The 20780-nt window shown below is 67.1% G+C and carries 17 protein-coding genes, 1 tRNA gene and 1 pseudogene; 17 read left to right on the top strand and 2 right to left on the bottom strand.

The window, feature by feature from the left end; genetic code table 11:
• Nucleotides 1-257 precede the first annotated feature (257 nt).
• The 17 genes from ACQY5A_RS05680 to ACQY5A_RS05600 all read left to right on the top strand — a co-directional run bounded on the left by ACQY5A_RS05680 (nt 258) and on the right by ACQY5A_RS05600 (nt 19840).
• Nucleotides 258-1799: an eCIS core domain-containing protein gene (locus ACQY5A_RS05680; RefSeq protein ID WP_428339392.1), complete on the top strand. Its 1542-nt coding sequence runs from the start codon at nt 258-260 to the stop codon at nt 1797-1799.
• A gap of 347 nt (nt 1800-2146) precedes the next feature.
• Nucleotides 2147-2866: a hypothetical protein gene (locus ACQY5A_RS05675; protein ID WP_428339391.1), complete on the top strand. Its 720-nt coding sequence runs from the start codon at nt 2147-2149 to the stop codon at nt 2864-2866.
• Between the two features lie 648 nt (nt 2867-3514).
• Complete coding sequence (locus tag ACQY5A_RS05670) at nt 3515-5071, top strand: UDP-N-acetylmuramoyl-L-alanyl-D-glutamate--2,6-diaminopimelate ligase (RefSeq protein ID WP_428339390.1); 1557 nt, start codon at nt 3515-3517, stop codon at nt 5069-5071.
• Entirely contained in the window at nt 5068-6591 is a 1524-nt protein-coding gene (locus ACQY5A_RS05665; protein WP_428339389.1) for a UDP-N-acetylmuramoyl-tripeptide--D-alanyl-D-alanine ligase, read from the top strand. Before ACQY5A_RS05670 ends, ACQY5A_RS05665 begins: the two co-directional genes overlap by 4 nt.
• Nucleotides 6588-7670 carry a phospho-N-acetylmuramoyl-pentapeptide-transferase gene (gene mraY / locus ACQY5A_RS05660; protein ID WP_428339388.1) on the top strand — a complete coding sequence of 361 codons (1083 nt, stop codon included), beginning with the start codon at nt 6588-6590 and terminating at the stop codon, nt 7668-7670. The genes ACQY5A_RS05665 and mraY overlap by 4 nt, the downstream gene beginning before the upstream one ends.
• A gap of 4 nt (nt 7671-7674) precedes the next feature.
• A complete protein-coding gene (murD, locus tag ACQY5A_RS05655; RefSeq protein ID WP_428339425.1) occupies nt 7675-9150 on the top strand; it encodes a UDP-N-acetylmuramoyl-L-alanine--D-glutamate ligase in 1476 nt (491 codons plus the stop codon).
• Between the two features lie 6 nt (nt 9151-9156).
• Nucleotides 9157-10719: a putative lipid II flippase FtsW gene (ftsW, locus tag ACQY5A_RS05650; RefSeq protein WP_428339387.1), complete on the top strand. Its 1563-nt coding sequence runs from the start codon at nt 9157-9159 to the stop codon at nt 10717-10719.
• Entirely contained in the window at nt 10716-11909 is a 1194-nt protein-coding gene (gene murG / locus ACQY5A_RS05645; RefSeq protein WP_428339386.1) for an undecaprenyldiphospho-muramoylpentapeptide beta-N-acetylglucosaminyltransferase, read from the top strand. The genes ftsW and murG overlap by 4 nt, the downstream gene beginning before the upstream one ends.
• On the top strand, nt 11906-13369 hold the full coding sequence (gene murC / locus ACQY5A_RS05640; RefSeq protein WP_428339385.1) for a UDP-N-acetylmuramate--L-alanine ligase: 1464 nt from the start codon (nt 11906-11908) through the stop codon (nt 13367-13369). Before murG ends, murC begins: the two co-directional genes overlap by 4 nt.
• The gene (locus ACQY5A_RS05635; RefSeq protein ID WP_428339384.1) at nt 13366-14343 is read left to right on the top strand and encodes a cell division protein FtsQ/DivIB; all 978 of its coding nucleotides are present in this window, start codon (nt 13366-13368) and stop codon (nt 14341-14343) included. The genes murC and ACQY5A_RS05635 overlap by 4 nt, the downstream gene beginning before the upstream one ends.
• Before the next feature lie 230 nt (nt 14344-14573).
• Complete coding sequence (gene ftsZ, locus ACQY5A_RS05630) at nt 14574-15713, top strand: cell division protein FtsZ (protein ID WP_428339424.1); 1140 nt, start codon at nt 14574-14576, stop codon at nt 15711-15713.
• 46 nt (nt 15714-15759) lie between these two features.
• Entirely contained in the window at nt 15760-16467 is a 708-nt protein-coding gene (gene pgeF / locus ACQY5A_RS05625; RefSeq protein WP_428339383.1) for a peptidoglycan editing factor PgeF, read from the top strand.
• 38 nt (nt 16468-16505) lie between these two features.
• Nucleotides 16506-17306, top strand: a complete 801-nt coding sequence (locus ACQY5A_RS05620; protein ID WP_428339423.1) for a YggS family pyridoxal phosphate enzyme — start codon at nt 16506-16508, stop codon at nt 17304-17306.
• Between the two features lie 28 nt (nt 17307-17334).
• Nucleotides 17335-17976 (top strand): cell division protein SepF, encoded by a 642-nt coding sequence (locus ACQY5A_RS05615; RefSeq protein WP_428339382.1) that lies wholly within the window; start codon nt 17335-17337, stop codon nt 17974-17976.
• A 105-nt stretch (nt 17977-18081) separates the two neighbouring features.
• A complete protein-coding gene (locus ACQY5A_RS05610) occupies nt 18082-18372 on the top strand; it encodes a YggT family protein (RefSeq protein ID WP_428339422.1) in 291 nt (96 codons plus the stop codon).
• A gap of 254 nt (nt 18373-18626) precedes the next feature.
• Nucleotides 18627-19445 carry a DivIVA-like cell division protein Wag31 gene (gene wag31 / locus ACQY5A_RS05605; protein ID WP_428339381.1) on the top strand — a complete coding sequence of 273 codons (819 nt, stop codon included), beginning with the start codon at nt 18627-18629 and terminating at the stop codon, nt 19443-19445.
• Between the two features lie 77 nt (nt 19446-19522).
• Complete coding sequence (locus ACQY5A_RS05600; protein ID WP_428339380.1) at nt 19523-19840, top strand: hypothetical protein; 318 nt, start codon at nt 19523-19525, stop codon at nt 19838-19840.
• On the opposite strand, the pseudogene ACQY5A_RS05595 reads toward ACQY5A_RS05600, so the two are convergent.
• Nucleotides 19834-20493: pseudogene (locus tag ACQY5A_RS05595) on the bottom strand (phosphoribosyltransferase); the annotation flags it as partial. The gene ACQY5A_RS05600 and the pseudogene ACQY5A_RS05595 sit on opposite strands and share 7 nt — an antisense overlap.
• Nucleotides 20494-20595: 102 nt before the next feature.
• Nucleotides 20596-20681: transfer RNA gene (locus tag ACQY5A_RS05590), tRNA-Leu, on the bottom strand.
• Nucleotides 20682-20780: the final 99 nt, after the last annotated feature.

Genomic DNA, 20780 nt, shown 5'->3' with positions numbered 1-20780 from the left:
CCCCAGCGACGAACACCACGGCAGCCGAACAGGTACCCGTTGCCGACGTGCGACCCTCACGGGTTCCTCCGGCGCCTAGCGAAAGCTCTTCTGCACCAAGACCGTCCAGAGTGCCCCTGCCGTTGAAGCGTGCCAATGTAGCGTCCGCGCCGCAACCCGTCGAACAGTACCGCCTTAAGGCGGCGGCCGGCGACTCCGTACCTGTTCCCAATAGCGTTGCGCCGACTGGTGACCCACTCGAGCAGGTTGCGCATGCCGTGGCTGACACGATTGCAGGACCGCAACCCGGCCATGACGAATCCAATCGACTGCCACCCGCTGCGGGCGCGACGACAGGGCTTGGCTCCGGTCACCCGCTGGACCGGGCAACATGCACACTTTTTGAGAAAGAACTAGATGCTGACCTCGGCGGCGTCCGAGTGCATGAGGACGCTGCGGCACACGCCGCTGCCGACCGAATGGAAGCCGCAGCCTTTACGCTTGGCAACCACGTGGTCTTTGCGCGGAACCGCTTCGCTCCGAACATGAGTCGCGGAAAATGGCTGCTCGCGCACGAACTGACCCACGTGGTGCAGCACGCCAATGGCGCGGCGCCCAGCGTCATCCACCGCTCACCCAAATCGCAGGACGAGATCGACCAACTCGACGAAGAAGCCCTCAGACGCAGACTCGCGGACAACGAAAACGAGTCGCAGGCTTCGCTCAGCGAGAGCGACCAGCGCGCACTCGAAGTCGAGAACCAAACACTCAAACGGGCTCTCGGCGAGACCGCCAGTGCAGCGGGAAATCGGCCGCCTTCGGTTACAGCGGAGTACGGCCCCGGCGAGATAGCCGCCTCTGCCGTGTCGCCGGGCGTCGTCGAGTTGTTACCAGATTGGACGCTCGTCCTCTCAAACTTCGAAGTAGACAAATCGGCCCTCAAACCGGAGCACAAATCAGCTCTTCGGAATCTTATTGCGACCGTCCGCCTCGATGACAGCACGGTCGCCGACGAACGAATCATTGACATCGTCGGATATACCGACGGCGTCAACATGACAGGGCACAACCCCGTCCTGCGTGCAGCGCGGAGCGCGGCTGTTCGTGCCTTTTTGTCGTCGCAAGGCTCAGTTGACCGCTTGTTGGGTCCCGCCGTCACTGTAGCCGATGGCGTCTATCGTGGCGACAACAACTCGTCAGCGGGCCGCGCCAGCAATAGGGCAGCGGTTGTAAGGATGGGGCCATTTCCCATACCTGTGACGTTCAGGCCAGAAGACGGGCCTATTCAGTCAGATCGCAATCCCTCTACACAAAGATCCGTCGATCCAAATCCACCACGGCCGGACCCTGGACCCAACAGGTCGCAGGACCCAACCCAGGCCCTAAGGATCCCGAGCACAGAATGGCGAATATCCTCGGAGGTTTCAGGCAGCGCTACGGTCTTTGGAGGCACTCTTTTTTTGCTGACAAACAAGACAACTGGCTTCACGTATCAAGTGGATTTTGAGGGCCTAACTTGGGGCATCGGCGGAAAGGTTGGAGTCGCAATCTCGCAATCAGAAGCGACCGATTTCACTAGCGCGCCCCTCACCGTCGATCAGTTCAACTGCGGGGCAACCATTAAGTTTTTAGAGTTGACGGTTGGAGCAGGGGGGAGCATTGCGTATCTCGGGTTTACTCCGATTCCCACAAATCCGGCGCAACTCGATATCGGAGGCCTTGAGGCCGGGGCAAGTTTTGGGGCCGGCATACAGTTCGGCAAGACCACCGTGGACGTCGATCACGGCATACCGCCGCCGGACGTATCTGCAAAACCCTAGGTTGCCACGGTGTAGTGCCCACTCAAGGCCAGCGCAACCTGTAGCAGCAACGCGAAACCCGGGAAGTCCTGACATTGTTAATCGTCCGGACGCTCAGCCCAGGCTCTGCTTAGAGGGATCTAAACTAAAGGGGACGTCCAGCAGTTGCGCGACACGATCCTCGTCCCATAGCCACTCGCCAATGGTATGGGCCGTGCAGCCGCTGTAGCCGGTGTCGACGGCTCTATGGGGGTGAATCGAATTGAAGTAAATGCGTTTCGCACCTGGGTAGGGGACAATGGCGCGATGGGCAAGCGACCACGGTGTCGTCCTGATCAGTCGCTGCAAAGTTCGGAACGCGGGCGATCATGAATGACCAGCTGATTGCTGCGCTGATCACCGCTGGAGCGAGCTTGCTGGTCGCGGGGGCAGGTGCGCTAGTTGCCATTCGTCGCAGCCGCACTCGAAAATCGGATGAGACTTCGAGGGCGCTGGTGATAAATCGGCTTAAGTTCGTCGATGTTGCGGTAGACGCCCGCTCACAAAACTGGCGTGACGATTCGACTCCGCACGGGCGAGTTCGAGTGCCTGAACCGAACGAAGCACGTTGGTGCATCGCAAAATCCGACTTCGATGAGGGCGCCGACCTGCCCATCCGAGCGACTCTCCTGAATACGGGTGATTCCCCGATCGTGGTGTCTCGCATCGGAATCAAGGTCATTAAGGCCCACAACTCTTGGTACAGCGGGGTGTATTACGGGACAGCACCGAGAGCGCGCCCAATTGAAAGCAGCGGGCACTACGACTTGCGCCTCGACAGCGCGAGGGATGTTGCAACTCGAGTCGGCGCGGTAATGAACTTGGATCCAGACTCGGCGGAGGCCGACCAGTGGTACGAGATCGGAGCTCTTTGCGCAATCGCCCTACCGAAGCCGATGTACTTGCCTGTCGCCGCCCCGTTTTCTTACACGACGAACCTAAAACGATACGACAAAGGTATGCCGACTGAGGCCGTCCTACGGCTATGGGTCCATACCGATTCCGGCGAGCTGCTGTCCGATGACGTACTTGTCACCTTCGGACGGTGACCCATTTTGAAGCGAAAGCCTGTCCGCTTACGCAATAGGCTCATCAAGCTGTCGGCCTGCTCATTGTCGAGCCCGCCGTTCATGGATATTGACAATTATCCATAAAACATGCTGACCGACAGCCTAATTGGCGGAACCCTCGGCCGAGGGGGGATCGCAGTGGCAGCCCATCGCGCCCAGCGCCGCGCCCCGACCGATTCCTCGCGCATACGTAATCGCCCTACGGTCTGTTGACGAGCAGCGCTTTGACAGCACTTTAAGCATTGCTTATACCTGCACAACCCACGGTTCTAGGATCCGTCACGACGATGAGAAAAACGCTTCCGCCTTTTGATGAATTCTGCAAATTCGCAGATAGTGGTGCGCCCTCCGCCACGGAGTGTGGGAACCTCCAAACAGGGGAGAACACCGTGACATCCGCCCGTGCGCATCACTCGGGGTTTGGCGCCGGTCGTCGGCCGCGCCGCTTCGTTGACGCTCTGACGGATGCGGGACGTCGTGTCGTCGTTTGCGCTATTCGCATGCGCTGGTAGTCGGCGAGAATCGCCAGGGCGCCGAGCGCGATGAGTTCTCAGTCCGCGTCGTTGCCCGGGCTCGGTAGGGTGTCATGGCTGATCATGGCGACGAACCAATGGACAGACGGAGGTGATGGCGATGCCCGCTGCGCTGCGTCCCTCCTTCGTCGCCGGAGTCCCACTGTCGGAACTGGCCGCCCAGGTAGGCGCAGTGCCCGCGAAGGGTTGCACCGCGGCGGATCTGCAGATCACCGGCGTGACCCTGCGAGCCCAAGACGTCCAGCCCGGCGATCTGTTTGCCGCACTACCGGGCGCAACGACGCACGGCGCCCGCTTCTTTCCGGACGCGGCCGAACGCGGGGCCCTCGCGGTGCTCACCGATGCGGCCGGGTTGGCGCAACTGGACCACGACGCCCGCTCGGTGGCCGTGCTGGTCCACCCCGAACCCCGCAGCGTCCTGGGTGACGTCGCCGCCACGGTGTACCGGCGCCCCTCCGAGCGCCTCACCGTCGTCGGCGTCACCGGTACGTCAGGAAAGACCACGACGACCTACCTGATCGAGGCCGGTCTGCGGTCGGCGGGACGCGCGGTCGGCCTGATCGGGACCGTCGGACTGCGGATCAACGGCGAAGACATCCCCAGCACCCTGACTACGCCCGAGGCTCCCGCGTTGCAGGCACTGCTGGCGGCGATGGCCGAGCGTGGCGTCGACACGGTGGTGATGGAGGTGTCCAGTCACGCGCTGACCCTGGGCCGGGTGGACGGCATCCGGTTCGCGGTCGGCGGGTTCACCAACCTGTCTCGCGACCATCTCGACTTCCATCCGACGATGGAGGACTACTTCGAGGCCAAGGCGCGACTGTTCGACCCCGCGTCGCCGTTGCATGCCCGGCGCGCGGTGGTGTGCGTCGACGACGATGCCGGCCGGACGATGGCGAATCGCGCGGCTACGGCGATCACGGTCAGTACCAAGGGCCGCCCGGCGGACTGGCGCGCCGAGGCCGGCACGGCACACGCCGGCGTGCTGGGGGCACCACCCGCTTGCGGGGGCGAGTTCACCGCGGTCGACCCGGCCGGTGTCCACCACCGGATCGGCATCGCACTGCCAGGCGACTACAACATCGCCAATTGTCTTGTCGCACTAGCGGTTCTCGACGCGGTAGGGGTCTCCCCGGAGCAGGCGTCAGCGGGCCTGCGGCACACCCAGGTCCCCGGGCGGCTCGAGCAGATCAACCGTGGGCAGGATTTCCTCGCGCTGGTCGACTACGCGCACAAGCCGGCCGCGCTGCACGAGGTGCTGGCAACACTGCGCCGCCCGGACGGCCGGCTGGCCGTCGTCTTCGGTGCCGGCGGCGACCGTGACCCGGGCAAACGGGCCGAGATGGGCCGCGTCGCCGCGGAGTTGGCCGATCTGGTGGTGGTGACCGACGACAACCCCCGCAGCGAGGACCCGGCGGCGATCCGCCGCGAAATCCTCTCCGGCGCAGCCGAAGCCGCCGTCAGCACCGACGTGGTCGAGATCGGGGACCGGCGCGCCGCGATCGAGCACGCCGTGGCGTGGGCGGTGGCCGGGGACGTGGTGCTGATCGCCGGTAAAGGCCACGAAACAGGCCAGACCCGCAATGGTCAGACGCAGCCCTTCGACGACCGGGTCGAGCTGGCCGCGGCGCTGGAAGTGCGGCGCCCATGATCGACCTGACCGTGGCGCAGGTCGCCGCGATCGTCGGCGGTGAACTGACCGACGTCTCCGCCGAGGATGCGGTCGGTCTGCACGTCACCGGAACCGTCGAATTCGATTCGCGCAAAGTCACTTCCGGCGGATTGTTCCTGGCGCTGCCGGGCGCTCGCGTCGACGGTCACGAGCATGCCGCGGCCGCGGTGGCGGCCGGAGCCGTCGCCGTGCTGGCCGCCCGGCCGGTCGGCGTGCCCGCGATCGTCGTTCCGGCCGCGTCCAAGCGCACCGACGGGGGATTGGCCGGTGTCCTCGAGCACGACAGCGACGGCGCGGGCGCGGCGGTGCTGGCCGCGCTGGCCAAGCTCGCCGCCGCGGTGGCCGCCGAGCTGGTGGCCGGCGGCCTGACGATCGTCGGCATCACTGGCTCGTCGGGCAAGACGTCGACCAAAGACCTGCTGGCCGCGGTGCTCGCGCCGCTCGGCGAAGTGATCGCGCCGCCCGGCTCTTTCAACAACGAGCTCGGCCACCCGTGGACGGTGCTGCGCGCCACCCCGAGCACCGACTATCTGATCCTCGAGCTGTCCGCGCGGCATCCGGGCAACATCGCCGCGCTGGCCGCGATCGCGCCGCCGGCCGTCGGCGTGGTGCTCAACGTCGGCACCGCGCACCTCGGCGAATTCGGTTCCCGGGAGGCCATCGCCAAGACGAAAAGCGAGCTGCCACAAGCTGTTCCGCCCTCCGGGGTGGTAGTGCTCAACGTCGACGACCCGGCGGTGGCAGCGATGGCCGAGGTGACCGCCGCCCGGGTGGTACGGATCAGCCGGCACAGCCGAGGCGATGTGTGGTCCGGCCCGGTGACGCTCGACGAACTGGCCAGGCCGGAGTTCACCCTGCACGCCGGCCACGACGCCGTCGACGTCAGCCTGGCGGTGCACGGCGACCACCACGTCAGCAACGCGCTGTGCGCAGCCGCGGTCGCGCTCGAATGCGGCGCCACCACCGCGCAGGTCGCTGAGGCGCTGGCCGGCGCCGGCCCCGTGTCGGGTCACCGGATGCGGGTGAGCACCCGGGCCGACGGGGTGACGATCATCGACGACGCTTACAACGCCAACCCGGATTCGATGCGCGCCGGTCTTCAGGCACTGGCCTGGATTTCGGTCTCGGGCCTGGCAGGCCCCGCGGGAAAGCGCCGCAGTTGGGCCGTGCTGGGCGAGATGGGCGAACTCGGCGGCGACGCGATATCCGAGCATGACCGCATCGGCCGGTTGGCGGTGCGATTAGATGTGTCTCGACTCATTGTCGTCGGAACGGGGAGGTCTATGAGCGCCATGCACCACGGCGCCGTCATGGAAGGGGCGTGGGGCTCTGAGGGTGAACGAGGAGCCGTCCTCGTCGCCGACGCCGGCGCCGCCCTGGCCATCCTGCGGGCTAACCTGCAGCCTGGAGATGTGGTGCTGGTCAAGGCCTCCAACGCCGCGGGACTTGGTGCGCTGGCCGATTCGCTCGCGGCGGACAGCCCGGGCGACACCCGATGATCGACATCCTGCTCGCCGTCGCGATCTCGCTGACGGTGTCGATCCTGCTGACCCCGATGCTGATCCGGCTGTTCAACCGGCAGGGCTTCGGCCACGAGATCCGCGAGGACGGCCCGCCGAGTCACCAGACCAAGCGCGGCACACCGTCGATGGGTGGGGTCGCCATCCTGGCCGGCATCTGGGCGGGTTACCTCGGCACCCATGTGGCCGGCCTGGCGTTCAACGGCAACGGCCCGTCGGCCTCGGGCCTGCTGGTGCTGTTCCTGGCCACCACGCTCGGCGCAGTGGGATTCGTCGATGACCTGATCAAGATCAGGCGCTCACGCAATCTGGGGCTGAACAAGACCGCCAAGACCGTCGGTCAGATCACCGCCGCAGTCCTGTTCGGCATCCTGGTCCTGCAATTCCGCAACGATGCCGGGCTGACACCGGGCACCTCGGACCTGTCGTATGTGCGCGAAATCGCCACCGTGACACTGGCTCCCGCGCTTTTCGTGCTGTTCTGCGTGATCGTCGTCAGCGCCTGGTCCAATGCGGTCAACTTCACCGACGGACTGGACGGCCTGGCGGCCGGCTCGATGGCCATGGTGACCGCCGCCTACGTGCTGATCACGTTCTGGCAGTACCGCAACGCGTGCGCCACCGCACCAGGCCTGGGCTGTTACAACGTGCGCGACCCGCTGGATCTCGCGATCATCGCCGCCGCGACCGCGGGAGCGTGCATCGGTTTCCTGTGGTGGAACGCCGCGCCGGCCAAGATCTTCATGGGCGACACCGGATCGTTGGCCCTCGGCGGGATCATCGCCGGCATCTCGGTGACCAGCCGCACCGAAATCCTCGCGGTGGTGCTCGGCTCGCTGTTCGTCGCCGAGATCGTCTCGGTGGTCGTGCAGATCCTGGCTTTCCGGACGACCGGTCGCCGGGTGTTCCGGATGGCGCCCTTCCATCACCACTTCGAGCTGCTCGGCTGGGCCGAGACGACGGTGATCATCCGGTTCTGGCTACTCACCGCGATCAGCTGCGGTCTGGGCGTCGCGCTGTTCTACAGCGAATGGCTCGCCGCGACCGGCGGCGGCTGAGATGATGCCCCCCGGTCTCGAGCCGCTGTCGGCCGGAGCGCCGGTGCTGGTCGCGGGGGGTGGCGTCACCGGTCGGGCCGTGCTGGCGGCGCTCGTGGAGTTGGGTGCGACGCCGACGCTGTGCGATGACACGGCAGCCACCCGCCGGCAGTTTGCCGACTCCGGCACACCGACCGAAGACTCGGCGACCGCCGCCGCCCACATCACCGACTATGCGCTGGTGATCGTGAGCCCGGGCTTCTCACCGACCGCCCCTGTGCCCGCGGCCGCCGCGGGCGCCGGCATCCCGGTCTGGGGTGACGTCGAACTGGCCTGGCGACTCGACCAGGCCGGCCACTACGGCCCGCCGCGGCGCTGGCTGGCGGTCACCGGCACCAACGGCAAAACCACCACCACGTCGATGCTGCACGCGATGCTCCTCGCCGCCGGACTCAACAGCCGGCTCTGCGGCAACATCGGCAGCCCAGTGCTCGACGAGTTGCACCACCCCGCTGAGGTGCTGGCCGTCGAGCTGTCCAGCTTCCAGCTGCATTGGGCTCCGACGGTGCGACCCGAGGCCGGGGTCGTGCTCAACATCGCCGAAGATCACCTCGACTGGCACGGCACCCTGGCCGACTACGCCGCCGCCAAGGCCGGCGTGCTGCGCGGCCGAGTGGCGGTGGCCGGCGTGGACGACCAGCAGGCCGCCGAGCTGCTCGCGGCGGCCCCGGCGCCGGTCCGGGTGGGCTTTCGGCTTGGTGAGCCCGCCGCCGGCGAACTCGGCGTGTGCGATGGCGAGCTGATCGACCGGGCTTTCGCCGCAGCCGGTTCCGACGGCGAAGCGCTGGCCGCGGTGTCGTCCATTCCGGTGCCCGGGCCGGTGGGCGTGCTCGACGCCCTCGCGGCCGCGGCGCTGGCCCGCAGCATCGGGGTGCCGGGCGAGGCGATCGCGTCGGCGCTGTCGTCGTTCCGGGTGGGCCGGCACCGCGCAGAGCTGGTCGCCGTCGTCGACCAGGTCAGCTACGTCGACGACTCCAAGGCGACCAACCCGCATGCCGCCGAGGCGTCGCTGCTGGCGTACCCGCGGGTGGTGTGGATAGCCGGCGGGCTACTCAAGGGCGCATCGGTGCACGAGACCGTGCAAAGGGTGGCGTCGCGGCTGGTCGGAGCGGTGTTGATCGGCCGGGATCGAGCAATGGTTGCCGAGGCGTTATCGCGACACGCACCGGATGTGCCCGTCGTACAGGTTGTGGCAAGCGAGGATATTGCTATGCATGCGACTGCTGAGTCTCCTGTTACGTATGTGACACACGTGGTTCCGTTGTCCGGTGAGACTGTGGGCGCTCGCGTCATGCACGCTGCGGTGGCCGCCGCCAGAGATCTCGCCGGCCCCGGTGACGCGGTGCTGCTGGCACCGGCCGGCGCCTCATTTGACCAGTTCACCGGCTATGCGGACCGCGGCGACGCATTCGCAGCCGCGGTCCGCGCCACTCGCCGGTAGCGCCGGGTGAAGATCGCGCTGACCCGGCTGTTGCGCCGGGGAACCAAGGGTGAGCAGTCGACGGACACTGACCCGACCGAGGCCGAAGACGCCAAGGCCACCAAGCCCGCCACCGCGACGACCGCGGCCGCCGGCGAGTCCCGCACCCGTTTCGGGGCATGGCTGGGCCGGCCGATGACGTCGTTCCACCTGATCATTGCGGTGGCGGCGCTGTTGACCACGCTCGGCCTGATCATGGTGCTGTCGGCGTCGGGGGTCCGTTCCTACGATGACGATGGATCGGCGTGGACGATCTTCGGCCGTCAGGTGCTGTGGACGATCGTCGGGTTGTTCGCCTGCTACCTGGCCTTGCGGTTGCCGGTGCGCTTCATGCGGCGGATGGCGTTCACTGGCTTCGCCGTGACCATCGCCATGCTGGTGCTGGTTCTGATCCCGGGAATCGGCAAGGAAGCCAACGGATCCCGCGGGTGGTTCGTGATCGCCGGGTTTTCGATGCAGCCGTCGGAGCTGACCAAGATCGCCTTCGCGATCTGGGGTGCGCACTTGTTGGCGGCGCGACGCATGGAACGGGCTTCGCTGCGGGAGATGCTGATCCCGCTGGTGCCGGCGGCGGTCATCGCGCTGGCCCTCATCCTGGCCCAGCCTGACCTTGGCCAGACGGTGTCGATGAGCATCATCCTGCTGGGCCTGTTCTGGTACGTCGGTCTGCCGCTGCGGGTATTTCTGAGCTCGCTGGCCGCCGCGATCGTCGCGGCGGGCGTGCTGGCGGTGTCGGCCGGTTACCGCTCCGACCGGGTGCGGTCGTGGCTGGACCCGGGCCAAGATCCCCAGGACTCCGGATATCAGGCGCGCCAGGCCAAGTTCGCGCTGGCCAACGGTGGTATTTTCGGCGACGGTCTTGGCCAGGGCACCGCGAAGTGGAACTACCTGCCCAACGCCCACAACGACTTCATCTTCGCCATCATCGGCGAGGAGCTCGGCCTGGTCGGTGCGCTTGGCCTGCTCGCGCTGTTCGGGTTGTTCGCCTACACCGGGATGCGCATCGCGCGGCGTTCGGCCGACCCGTTCCTGCGGCTGCTGACCGCCACCACCACGTTGTGGGTGATCGGTCAGTCCTTCATCAACGTCGGCTACGTGATCGGCCTGCTGCCCGTCACCGGGATCCAGCTGCCACTGATCTCTGCCGGCGGAACATCGACGGCGACAACGCTTTTGATGATCGGCATGATGGCGAACGCGGCTCGGCACGAGCCCGAGGCAGTTGCTGCGCTGCGCGCCGGACGTGATGACCGGATGACCCGCATCCTGCGGCTGCCGCTGCCGGAGCCGTACTCGCCGACCCGGGTCGAGGCTCTGCGCGACCGGTTGCGCGACAAGCCGAAGCAGAGCAAGTCGCAGCGCAAGCAATCGGCCGCGCGGCCCGCGAGACCGCCTGCTGTGGATCGGCGGACGGGCCGGGCTGGGGGTACCTCCCGCTTGCGGGGGAGGCATCATGTAGGCGGAAATCGGAACACCGGCCAGCGTCACGCGCACGGCCGTCGAGCACTGGAAGGTCAGCGCTACGGGTGAGCGACTCGGTCACGGGGTCATCGGCCACAGGGCCAACCGGGCTTTCGTCGTTGTCGGTGGTGCTCGCGGGCGGCGGCACGGCCGGCCACGTTGAGCCCGCGATGGCCGTCGCCGACGCCCTGGTCGCCCTCGATCCGACCGTCCGCATCACTGCGCTGGGCACCGCGCGTGGCCTGGAGACCCGGCTGGTTCCCGAGCGTGGCTATCACCTCGAGCTGATCACTCCGGTGCCGCTGCCGCGCAAGCCGACCGGTGACCTGGCGCGCCTGCCGCCCCGGGTGTTCCGCGCGGTCCGGCAGACCCGCGCCGTCCTGGACAAAGTGGACGCCGACGTGGTGATCGGTTTCGGTGGCTACGTGGCGCTGCCGGCTTATCTGGCTGCCCGTGGCACGACGCGCCGCAGCCGCCGGGTGCCGGTGGTAATCCACGAAGCCAACGCCAGCGCCGGTTTAGCCAACCGGGTCGGGGCACGCAGCGCACAGCGCGTGCTATCGGCGGTGCCCGATCCCGGTCTGCGGCGTGCAGAAGTGGTCGGTGTCCCGGTCCGAGAGGCGATCACCTCACTCGACCGCCCCGCGCTGCGCTTGGCGGCGCGGGCGCACTTCGGTTTCGCCGACGACGCCCGGGTCCTGCTGGTGTTCGGCGGCTCGCAAGGGGCGGCGTCCCTCAACCGTGCGGTGGCGGCGGCGGCCGGCGATCTGGCGGCCGCCGGGGTTTCGGTGCTGCACGCGCACGGCGCCAAGAACACCATCGACCTGCGCGAGCCAGAAGCGGGCGATCCGCCGTACGTCGCGATCCCGTATCTGAGTCGGATGGACCTGGCTTACGCCGCGGCGGACCTGGCGATCTGCCGATCCGGGGCGATGACGGTCGCGGAGGTGACCGCCGTCGGTCTGCCTGCCGTGTACGTGCCACTGCCGATCGGCAACGGCGAGCAGCGACTCAATGCGTTACCGGTGGTCAATGGCGGCGGCGGCATGCTGATCGCCGACGCCGAGCTGACGCCGGAACTCATCGCCGAGCAGGTGGCCGGGCTGCTTATCGACGAGTCGCGGCTGGCGGCGATGACGACGGCCGCGGCGCTGGTCGGGCATCCGGACGCGGCGCGAGACGTGGCCCGAATCGCGCTGGACATCGCGCGGGCAGCGCGTAATGCCCGAGACGCGACCGCGACGAAAGCGCGCCGATGATCGCGCCGCTGCCCCCCGAACTCCAGCGGGTGCACATGGTCGGAATCGGGGGAGCAGGTATGTCGGGAATCGCCCGCATCCTGCTGGACCGGGGCGGGCAGGTCTCGGGTTCTGATGCCAAGGAGTCGCGCGGTGTGCGCGCCCTGCAGGCCCGTGGTGCGCGGATCCGGATCGGCCACGACGCGTCGTCGCTGGATCTGCTGCCGGGCGGGCCGACCGCGGTGATCACCACCCACGCCGCGATACCGAAGACCAACCCCGAACTCGTCGAAGCCCGCCGGCGCGGCATTCCGGTGGTGCTGCGCCCCGCCGTGCTGGCCATGCTGATGGCCGGGCGGACCACGCTGATGGTGACCGGGACGCACGGCAAGACCACCACGACGTCGATGTTGATTGTGGCCCTGCAACATTGCGGCCGGGACCCGTCCTTCGCGGTCGGCGGAGAGCTGGGTGAGGCCGGCACCAATGCCCATCACGGCAGTGGCGACTGCTTCGTCGCCGAGGCCGACGAGAGTGACGGCTCGCTGCTGGAATACACCCCGAATGTCGCCGTGGTCACCAACATCGAGGCCGACCACCTCGACTTCTTCGGCAGCTCGGACGCCTACATCGCGGTGTTCGACGCCTTTGCCGAGCGCATCGCACCGGGCGGCGCCCTGGTGGTCTGTACCGACGACCCCGGCGCGGCCGCGCTGGCCGAACGCGTTGCGGCGCTGGGCATCCGGGTGTTGCGGTACGGCTCATCCGACCCGCCCGACCACACGCTGGACGGGACGCTGCTGTCGTGGGAACAGCAGGGGACAGAGGCGGTCGCGCACGTCAAGCTCGACGGCGAGATCCACCCGTTGGTGATGCGACTCTCGGTGCCGGGCCGGCACATGGCGCTCAATGCGCTGGGTGCGCTGCTGGCCGCCATCGAAATCGGCGCCTCGGCCGACTGCGTGCTGGACGGACTGGCCGGCTTCGAGGGCGTACGCCGCCGCTTCGAACTGATCGGGACTACCTCTGCGGTAAAGGTTTTCGACGACTACGCGCATCATCCGACGGAGGTCGGCGTCACGCTGGAGGCGGTTCGGACGCTGCTGGAGCAGGCCGGTACCGGCCGTTCGCTGGTGGTGTTTCAGCCGCACTTGTACTCGCGGACACAGGCTTTCGCCGCTGAGTTCGGTGCGGCCCTCGACGGGGCCGACCAGGTGTTCGTGCTCGACGTCTACGGCGCCCGCGAACAGCCCATCGCGGGGGTGAGCGGAGCCAGCGTTGCCGAGCATGTCAGCGTACCGGTGCAGTACCTGCCGGATTTCTCCGCCGTCGCCGAGGCGGTGGCCGCCGCCGCCGAACCCGGCGATGTCGTCGTCACGATGGGTGCGGGCGACGTCACGATGCTTGCGCCCGAGATCGTCACCGCCCTGCGGGTGCGGGCCAACCGCAGCGCGCCGGGCCGGCCGGGGGCCTCGCGATGACCGGGCCGGACGATGTGACGCCCGACGAGCCCGTCGAGGATCCGATCGCAGCCGAGGCCGTCGCGGACGCCGCCGACGAGGACGGCAGCGCCGCCGAGCCGGCCTGTGGCGAAGTGGCCGAAGACGCCGACGCGGCCGGAGCAGCCGAAGATCCCGACGTCGTCGAGGGGCCGCGGCGTCGAGAGCGCCGCGAACGCGCCGAGCGCCGCGAAGCGCAAGCACGAGCGACGGCTATCGAGCAGGCCCGTCGCGAGGCCAAACGAGCGGCTCGCGGACGCGCCGCTGCTCCCAAACCTGTTGCGCGCGGCTCAGTTCGGGGGATGAAGCTGTTCCTGTGGTCGTTGCTGCTGACCGTCGTGATCATCGGGTTGGGACTGATCCTCTACTTCACGCCGCTGATGGCGGCCCGCAACATCGTCGTCAACGGCATCGGCGCGGTCACCCGCGTGGAGGTGCTCGACGCTGCGCAGGTCAAGTCGGGGACGCCGCTCTTGCAGATCGACACCGACAGCGTCGCCGACCGGGTGGCCGCCATCCGCCGGGTGGCCAGCGCGCACGTGCAGCGCGACTATCCGTCGGCGCTGATGATCACCGTTGTCGAGCGAATTCCTGTGGTGGTCAAGGACTTACCCGACGGGCCGCATCTGTTCGACCGCGACGGCGTCGACTTCGCGACCGCACCGCCGCCGCCGGCGCTGCCCTACATCGACGTCGACAATCCTGGCCCGGAGGACCCGGCGACCAAAGCCGCGCTCGCGGTCCTGACCGCACTGCGACCCGAAGTGGTCGCGCAGGTGAGCCGAATCGCCGCCCCGTCGGTCGCGTCGATCAAGCTGACGTTGGCCGACGGGCGCACCGTGATCTGGGGGACCAACGATCGAACCGAGGAAAAGGCCCTTAAGCTGGCGGCCCTGCTGACCCGGCCGGGGCGGACCTACGACGTCTCCAGTCCGGATCTGCCGACCGTCCGGTGAGCATCGCCGGGTGCGCCCGCCCACCGGCGCCTCGTCGGTAGCCGACGCAACGCGAAATCCGCCGAAATTCGCCGGCGGCTTGTCGGCGCGCCTGCATCGATCAGGTACGCGACGGCAATACCGTTCTGTTTGCGCGAATCAACTTGACATAACTCTAACTCTCTACCTGAGGTTTAGGTTTGCCGGCCGATCCGCAATAGAGCAGTCCCACCAGGGAGGAAGACAGAATGATGACCCCGCCGCACAACTACTTGGCTGTCATCAAAGTCGTGGGGATAGGTGGCGGCGGCGTGAACGCCGTCAACCGCATGATCGAGCAAGGGCTCAAAGGCGTGGAGTTCATTGCCATCAACACCGACGCCCAGGCGCTGTTGATGAGCGATGCCGACGTCAAGCTCGACGTCGGTCGTGACTCCACCCGTGGGCTGGGCGCCGGTGCCGACCCCGAGGTCGGCCGCAAGGCCGCCGATGACGCCAAGGACGAGATCGAGGAGCTGCTCCGCGGAGCCGACATGGTCTTCGTCACCGCCGGTGAAGGTGGTGGAACCGGTACCGGTGGCGCACCGGTGGTGGCCAGCATCGCCCGCAAGCTGGGCGCGCTGACCGTCGGTGTGGTCACCCGGCCGTTCTCGTTCGAAGGCAAGCGCCGCAGCAACCAGGCCGAAAACGGCATCGCGTCGCTGCGCGAAAGCTGCGACACGCTGATCGTGATCCCCAACGACCGGCTGCTGCAGATGGGCGATGCCGCGGTGTCGCTGATGGACGCGTTCCGCAGCGCCGACGAGGTGCTGCTCAACGGTGTGCAGGGAATCACCGACCTGATCACCACCCCGGGTCTGATCAACGTCGACTTCGCCGACGTCAAGGGCGTGATGAGCGGGGCGGGCACCGCGCTGATGGGCATCGGCTCGGCCCGCGGTGACGGCCGTGCGCTGAAAGCCGCAGAGATCGCGATCAACTCGCCGCTGCTCGAGGCGTCGATGGAGGGCGCCCAGGGCGTGCTGCTGTCGGTGGCCGGCGGCAGCGACCTGGGCTTGTTCGAGATCAACGAGGCGGCATCGCTGGTGCAGGACGCCGCCCATCAGGACGCCAACATCATCTTCGGGACGGTGATCGACGACTCGCTGGGCGATGAGGTCCGCGTCACGGTGATCGCGGCGGGATTCGACGCGAACGGGCCTGGGCGAAAGCCGGTCGTCAGCACCAATGCCGCCGCGACGACAGTCGCCTCGGGCAAGCACGGCAAGGTCAGCTCCAGCTTGTTCGAGCCTGCCGACGCGGTCAGTGTGTCGGTGCCGACCAACGGCGCGACCTTTGACATCGGCGGCGAGGACGACGACGTCGATGTCCCGCCCTTCATGCGGCGCTGACCGACCGACGTAGGTGGCGGGCAAGCTCGCGCCGGATACTGAACAGGTGAGCGTTCGCATCCGGAGGGTCAGCACGACACGGGCGGGTGGTGTGTCGTCGCCGCCGTTCGACAGCTTCAACCTCGGTGACCATGTCGGCGACGAACCCGCAGCCGTCGCGGCCAACCGGGCGCGGCTGGCCAAAGCCATCGGTCTGGGCGCTGACCGGGTGGTGTGGATGAATCAGGTGCACGGTGATCACGTCGAAGTGGTCGACGGTCCATGTGCCAACGCGTTCGACAACACGGACGGATTGGTCACGCGCACACCGCGATTGGCCTTGGCGGTGGTGACCGCCGATTGCGTTCCGGTGCTGCTGGCCGATGCCAGGGCAGGGGTGGTCGCGGCCGTGCACGCAGGGCGGGTCGGCGCGCAGAACGGCGTGGTGGTTCGCGCGGTCGAGGCGATGGTGGATCTGGGCGCGCGCGAACCGGACATCTCGGTGCTGCTGGGTCCGGCGGTCAGCGGCCGCAACTACGAGGTGCCTGCGGCCATGGCCGACGAGGTGGAGACGGCGCTGCCGGGCAGTCGCACCACCACGTCCGCCGGCACACCGGGGCTGGACCTTCGCGCCGGAATCGCTTGTCAACTCAAGGCTTTGGGGGTTAGCGCCGTCGATGTCGACCCGCGGTGCACGGTCGACGACACCACTCTGTTCAGCCACCGCCGCGGGGCGCCGACCGGGCGGCTGGCCACAGTGGTGTGGATGGATTGAGTGTGGCGGTAAACGTTTCACCCCGACCCGAGCGGGAAATGGAATTGGCCGATTCTTTGTCGGCGTTACGATCGCGGCTTGCCGCGGCCGCCGAAGCGGCCGGCCGCAAACTCGACGAAATTCAACTCCTGCCCATTACCAAATTCTTTCCGGCAACTGATGTTGCGATTTTGTCGCGATTGGGATGCACCGCCTTCGGCGAATCCCGCGACCAGGAAGCAGCGGCAAAGGTCACCGAAGTCGATAGGTTGCTGGACGGTCCAGGGGTGGGCGATCCCACGACCGGCCGCCGGCACTGGCACATGGTGGGCAAGATCCAGCGCAACAAGGCCCGGTCGTTGGCCGACTGGGCGCACACCGCCCACTCGGTCAGCAGTACCCGCGTGGTGGCCGCACTCGGCCGTGCCGTCGAAGGTGCTCTCGGCGAAGGACACCGAACGAATCCGCTGCGGGTGTACGTCCAGATCAGCCTCGACGGCGACGTGTCCCGCGGCGGTGTCGACATCTCCGACACCGCGGCGGTCGACGACATCTGTGCGCAGGTCGACGCGGCGGAATCCCTCGAGCTGGTGGGGCTGATGGGCATCCCGCCGCTGGACTGGGAGCCCGACCGGGCGTTCGCGTGCCTGCAGTCGGAACATCAGCGGGTGCGTCGGGCCCACCCGGAAGCGGCGGGGTTGTCGGCCGGGATGTCCAACGATCTGGAGTCAGCGGTCAAACATGGTTCGACGTGTGTGCGTGTCGGTACCGCATTGTTGGGCCAACGCCCGCTACCGTCACCGTCAATAGTCCCTCCAGTCACATCTTCATCACAGACACCCCGCACCCCAGAGTCATAAGTCCCCAGAGCTGTAGAAGGGTCAAGCGATGAGCACACTGCACAAGGTCAAGGCTTACTTCGGTATGGCTCCGATGGAGGACTACGACGACGAGTACTACGACGACCACGCCCCGGCGCGGGCCGGTGGCTACGCGCGTCAGCGCTTCGGCGATGAGGGCTACGGCGGACGTTACGAAGGTCGTGAATACGACGACCCGCGCGCCGAGGCTCCCGAATACGGCTCGGCCGGTTACCGCGGCGGCTACGCCGACGAAGCGCGGTTCCGCGGGCCCGAGTTCGACCGCTCCGAGATGGCCAGGCCGCGTTTCGGGTCGCTGCGTGGTTCCACCCGCGGCGCGCTCGCGATGGACCCGCGCCGGATGGCGATGCTGTTCGACGAGAGCAGCCCGCTGTCGAAGATCACCACACTGCGCCCCAAGGACTACAGCGAGGCCCGCACGATCGGTGAGCGGTTCCGCGACGGCACCCCGGTGATCATGGACCTGGTCTCGATGGACAACGCCGACGCCAAACGGCTGGTGGACTTCGCCGCAGGCCTGGCGTTCGCGCTACGTGGCTCATTCGACAAAGTGGCCACCAAGGTGTTCCTGCTCTCACCCGCCGACGTCGATGTCTCGCCTGAAGAGCGCCGTCGCATCGCCGAGACCGGGTTCTACGCCTACCAGTAGCCGTACGGCGGCTTCGCGTCCGAGCCGGTAGGCTGACTTCGCCTGCTGGAAAGCGGCGTGGGCTGTCGCCAAGGTCACATCTTCATCACTAAGGTCGGGCTCTCGTTGACGCTGTTCGTGCACATCATTGGTTTTGCGCTGTTCATCTTTTGGCTACTGCTGATCGCGCGCGTCGTCGTTGAGTTCATCCGGTCCTTCAGCCGGGATTGGCACCCGCGCGGCCTGACTGTGGTGATCCTCGAAATCATCCTGTCGGTCACCGATCCGCCGGTGAATCTGTTGCGGCGGTTGATACCCCAGCTCACCGTCGGTGCTGTGCGCTTCGACCTGTCCATCATGGTGCTGCTGCTGGTGGCTTTCATCGGCATGACCATGGCCCTTGACTATCACGTCTGAATCGCCCCGAGCCGTCGCGGCATGCCACTAATTGCCGATGTGAGGCAGTTTGCTGAGGCCGGGATATAGGTCGCCTAAGGGGCCGATTTGTTGCCTCTTAATCTTTGAAATTCGGTCTTATTTATTGACCGATTCCGCAACCGGCGGGTCTGGTGTGACAGGATGGGCCGCAGTTGCAGTCTGGCTAGGACATCGTTGATCTCGATCTACACTTTCCTGGTCGGTTAGACCGTCCACACTCAAGGGGGCTAGGAATGCCGCTGACACCCGCAGACGTCCACAATGTGGCGTTCAGCAAGCCGCCGATCGGCAAGCGTGGTTACAACGAAGACGAGGTCGACGCCTTCCTCGATCTGGTCGAGAACGAGTTGACCCGCCTGATCGAAGAGAACTCAGATCTGCGTCAGCGGGTCGCCGAGTTGGACCAGGAACTGGCCGGCGCGCGCGCCGGTGGCAGCGCCAGTGCCCAACCCACCCAAACGATTCCGGTGTACGAGCCCGAACCCGAGCCGGTCAAGCCGCCGCAGCAGCCCGCTCCGGTTGCCGCCCCGGTGGCCTCGCCGCAGCTGGGCGAGGAGCAGGCCATCAAGGCCGCTCGCGTGCTCAGCCTGGCGCAGGACACCGCCGACCGTCTGACCGGCCAAGCTCAGGCCGAGTCCGACAAGCTGCTGTCCGACGCCCGCGCCAACGCCGACCAGATCGTCGGCGATGCCCGTCGTGAGGCCGAGACCACGGTGTCCGAAGCCCGCCAGCGTGCCGACGCACTGCTGTCCGACGCGCAGACCCGGTCGGAGACCCAGTTGCGTCAGGCGCAGGAGAAGGCCGACGCTCTACAGGCGGACGCCGAGCGCAAGCACTCCGAGATCATGGGCACGATCAACCAGCAGCGCACGGTGCTCGAAGGCCGTCTCGAGCAACTGCGCACTTTCGAGCGCGAATACCGCACTCGGCTCAAGACCTACCTGGAGTCTCAGCTCGAGGAACTGGGCCAGCGCGGTTCGGCGGCGCCGGTGGATTCCAGCGCGACCAACGACTCGGCGGGATTCAACCAGTTCAATCGGGGTAATAACTAGACCGGTTCGCGATACTGGCGGAAGCGGGCGCTATCCTGCACAGTTGGCAGTGTCGCCCGTCGGCTGGAGGTTAACCGGTGCTGATTATCTCGCTGGTATTAGCGGTGATCGGACTTGCTGCGCTCGTCTTCGCGGTGATCACCAGCAACGAGTTGGTCGCCTGGGTCTGTATTGGCGCCAGCCTGCTGGGTGTGGTGCTACTGATCATCGACGCTCTGCAGGAGCGCAAGCGCCGTGAGACGGGTCCGGCGGTACACGACTCCGATGCCCAGCGCGACGACGAGGCCACCGACTACCCGGACGCCGACGACGAGACCGATGCCACTTCGGCGCATCCAGATTCCGAGAGTGTCGCCGAAGACAGCGTCAGCGACGACCACAACACCCGTCAGTAGCCACCCGCGGCAGGCGTCGCCAATAGATCGCGGACCTCGTCGTCGCTGACCTGATGGAAGTCGACGAAAACCTGTCCTACCGCGTCGAAATCATCGGGCATCGTCGCACACACCACGTCGTCTGCTTCCTGGGCCAGTAATTGGCAGACCGACCTCGGTCCGACCGGGACCGCGACAACGATCGCCTCCGGACCGGCGGTTCCTAACGTGCGTACAGCGGCCAGGATGCTTGCGCCCGTGGCGATTCCGTCGTCCACGATGATGACGGTCCGGCCGCGTGGGTCGGCCATCGGCCGACCGTTCCGGTACGCACGCTCGCGGCGATGCAATTCCGCGGTTTCTCGATCGATGACATCGCGCACCTGCTCATCGGTGATCTGCAGGCTCGCCACCACGCGGTCATTCATCACCACCCCGCCTCCGCTGGCCAGCGCGCCCATGGCCAGTTCGGGCCACTGCGGCACGCCCAGCTTGCGCACCAAGAAGACGTCGAGGTCTGCGCCCAGCGCCGCGGCGACTTCCCAGCCGACCGGCACGCCGCCCCGGGCCAGCCCCAGCACGAGCAGCCCGTCCCGGCCGCGATACGACGTCAATTCCGTCGCCAGCACCCGGCCGGCGTCCCGGCGGTCGCGGAAGGTGCGTGCCATCTGTCGAGTGTGAACCTGGCGAAGCCCGGGCCGTCGCGAAAGTGCGACTACCGATGCGTTTACTTGGGAATCGCCTCGCCAGTTGCACTTTCGCGACGAGACGTCGGGTGTCCGAGGGGGGACTTGAACCCCCACGCCCATTAATAGGGCACTAGCACCTCAAGCTAGCGCGTCTGCCATTCCGCCACTCGGACCGACGCCAATGAATTGGCAGCTTAGGCTATCGGATGGGTCGGCCCACGCCCAAACCTGCCCGCCGCCTTGCGCGCCGCGCCGCCGTGTCGGCGTCAGTG

This window comes from Mycobacterium sp. (assembly GCF_965277065.1).
Lineage (GTDB): Bacteria > Actinomycetota > Actinomycetes > Mycobacteriales > Mycobacteriaceae > Mycobacterium.
The sequence above is the reverse complement of the archived record's forward strand: the minus strand, read 5'-3'. Positions and strand labels throughout refer to the sequence as shown.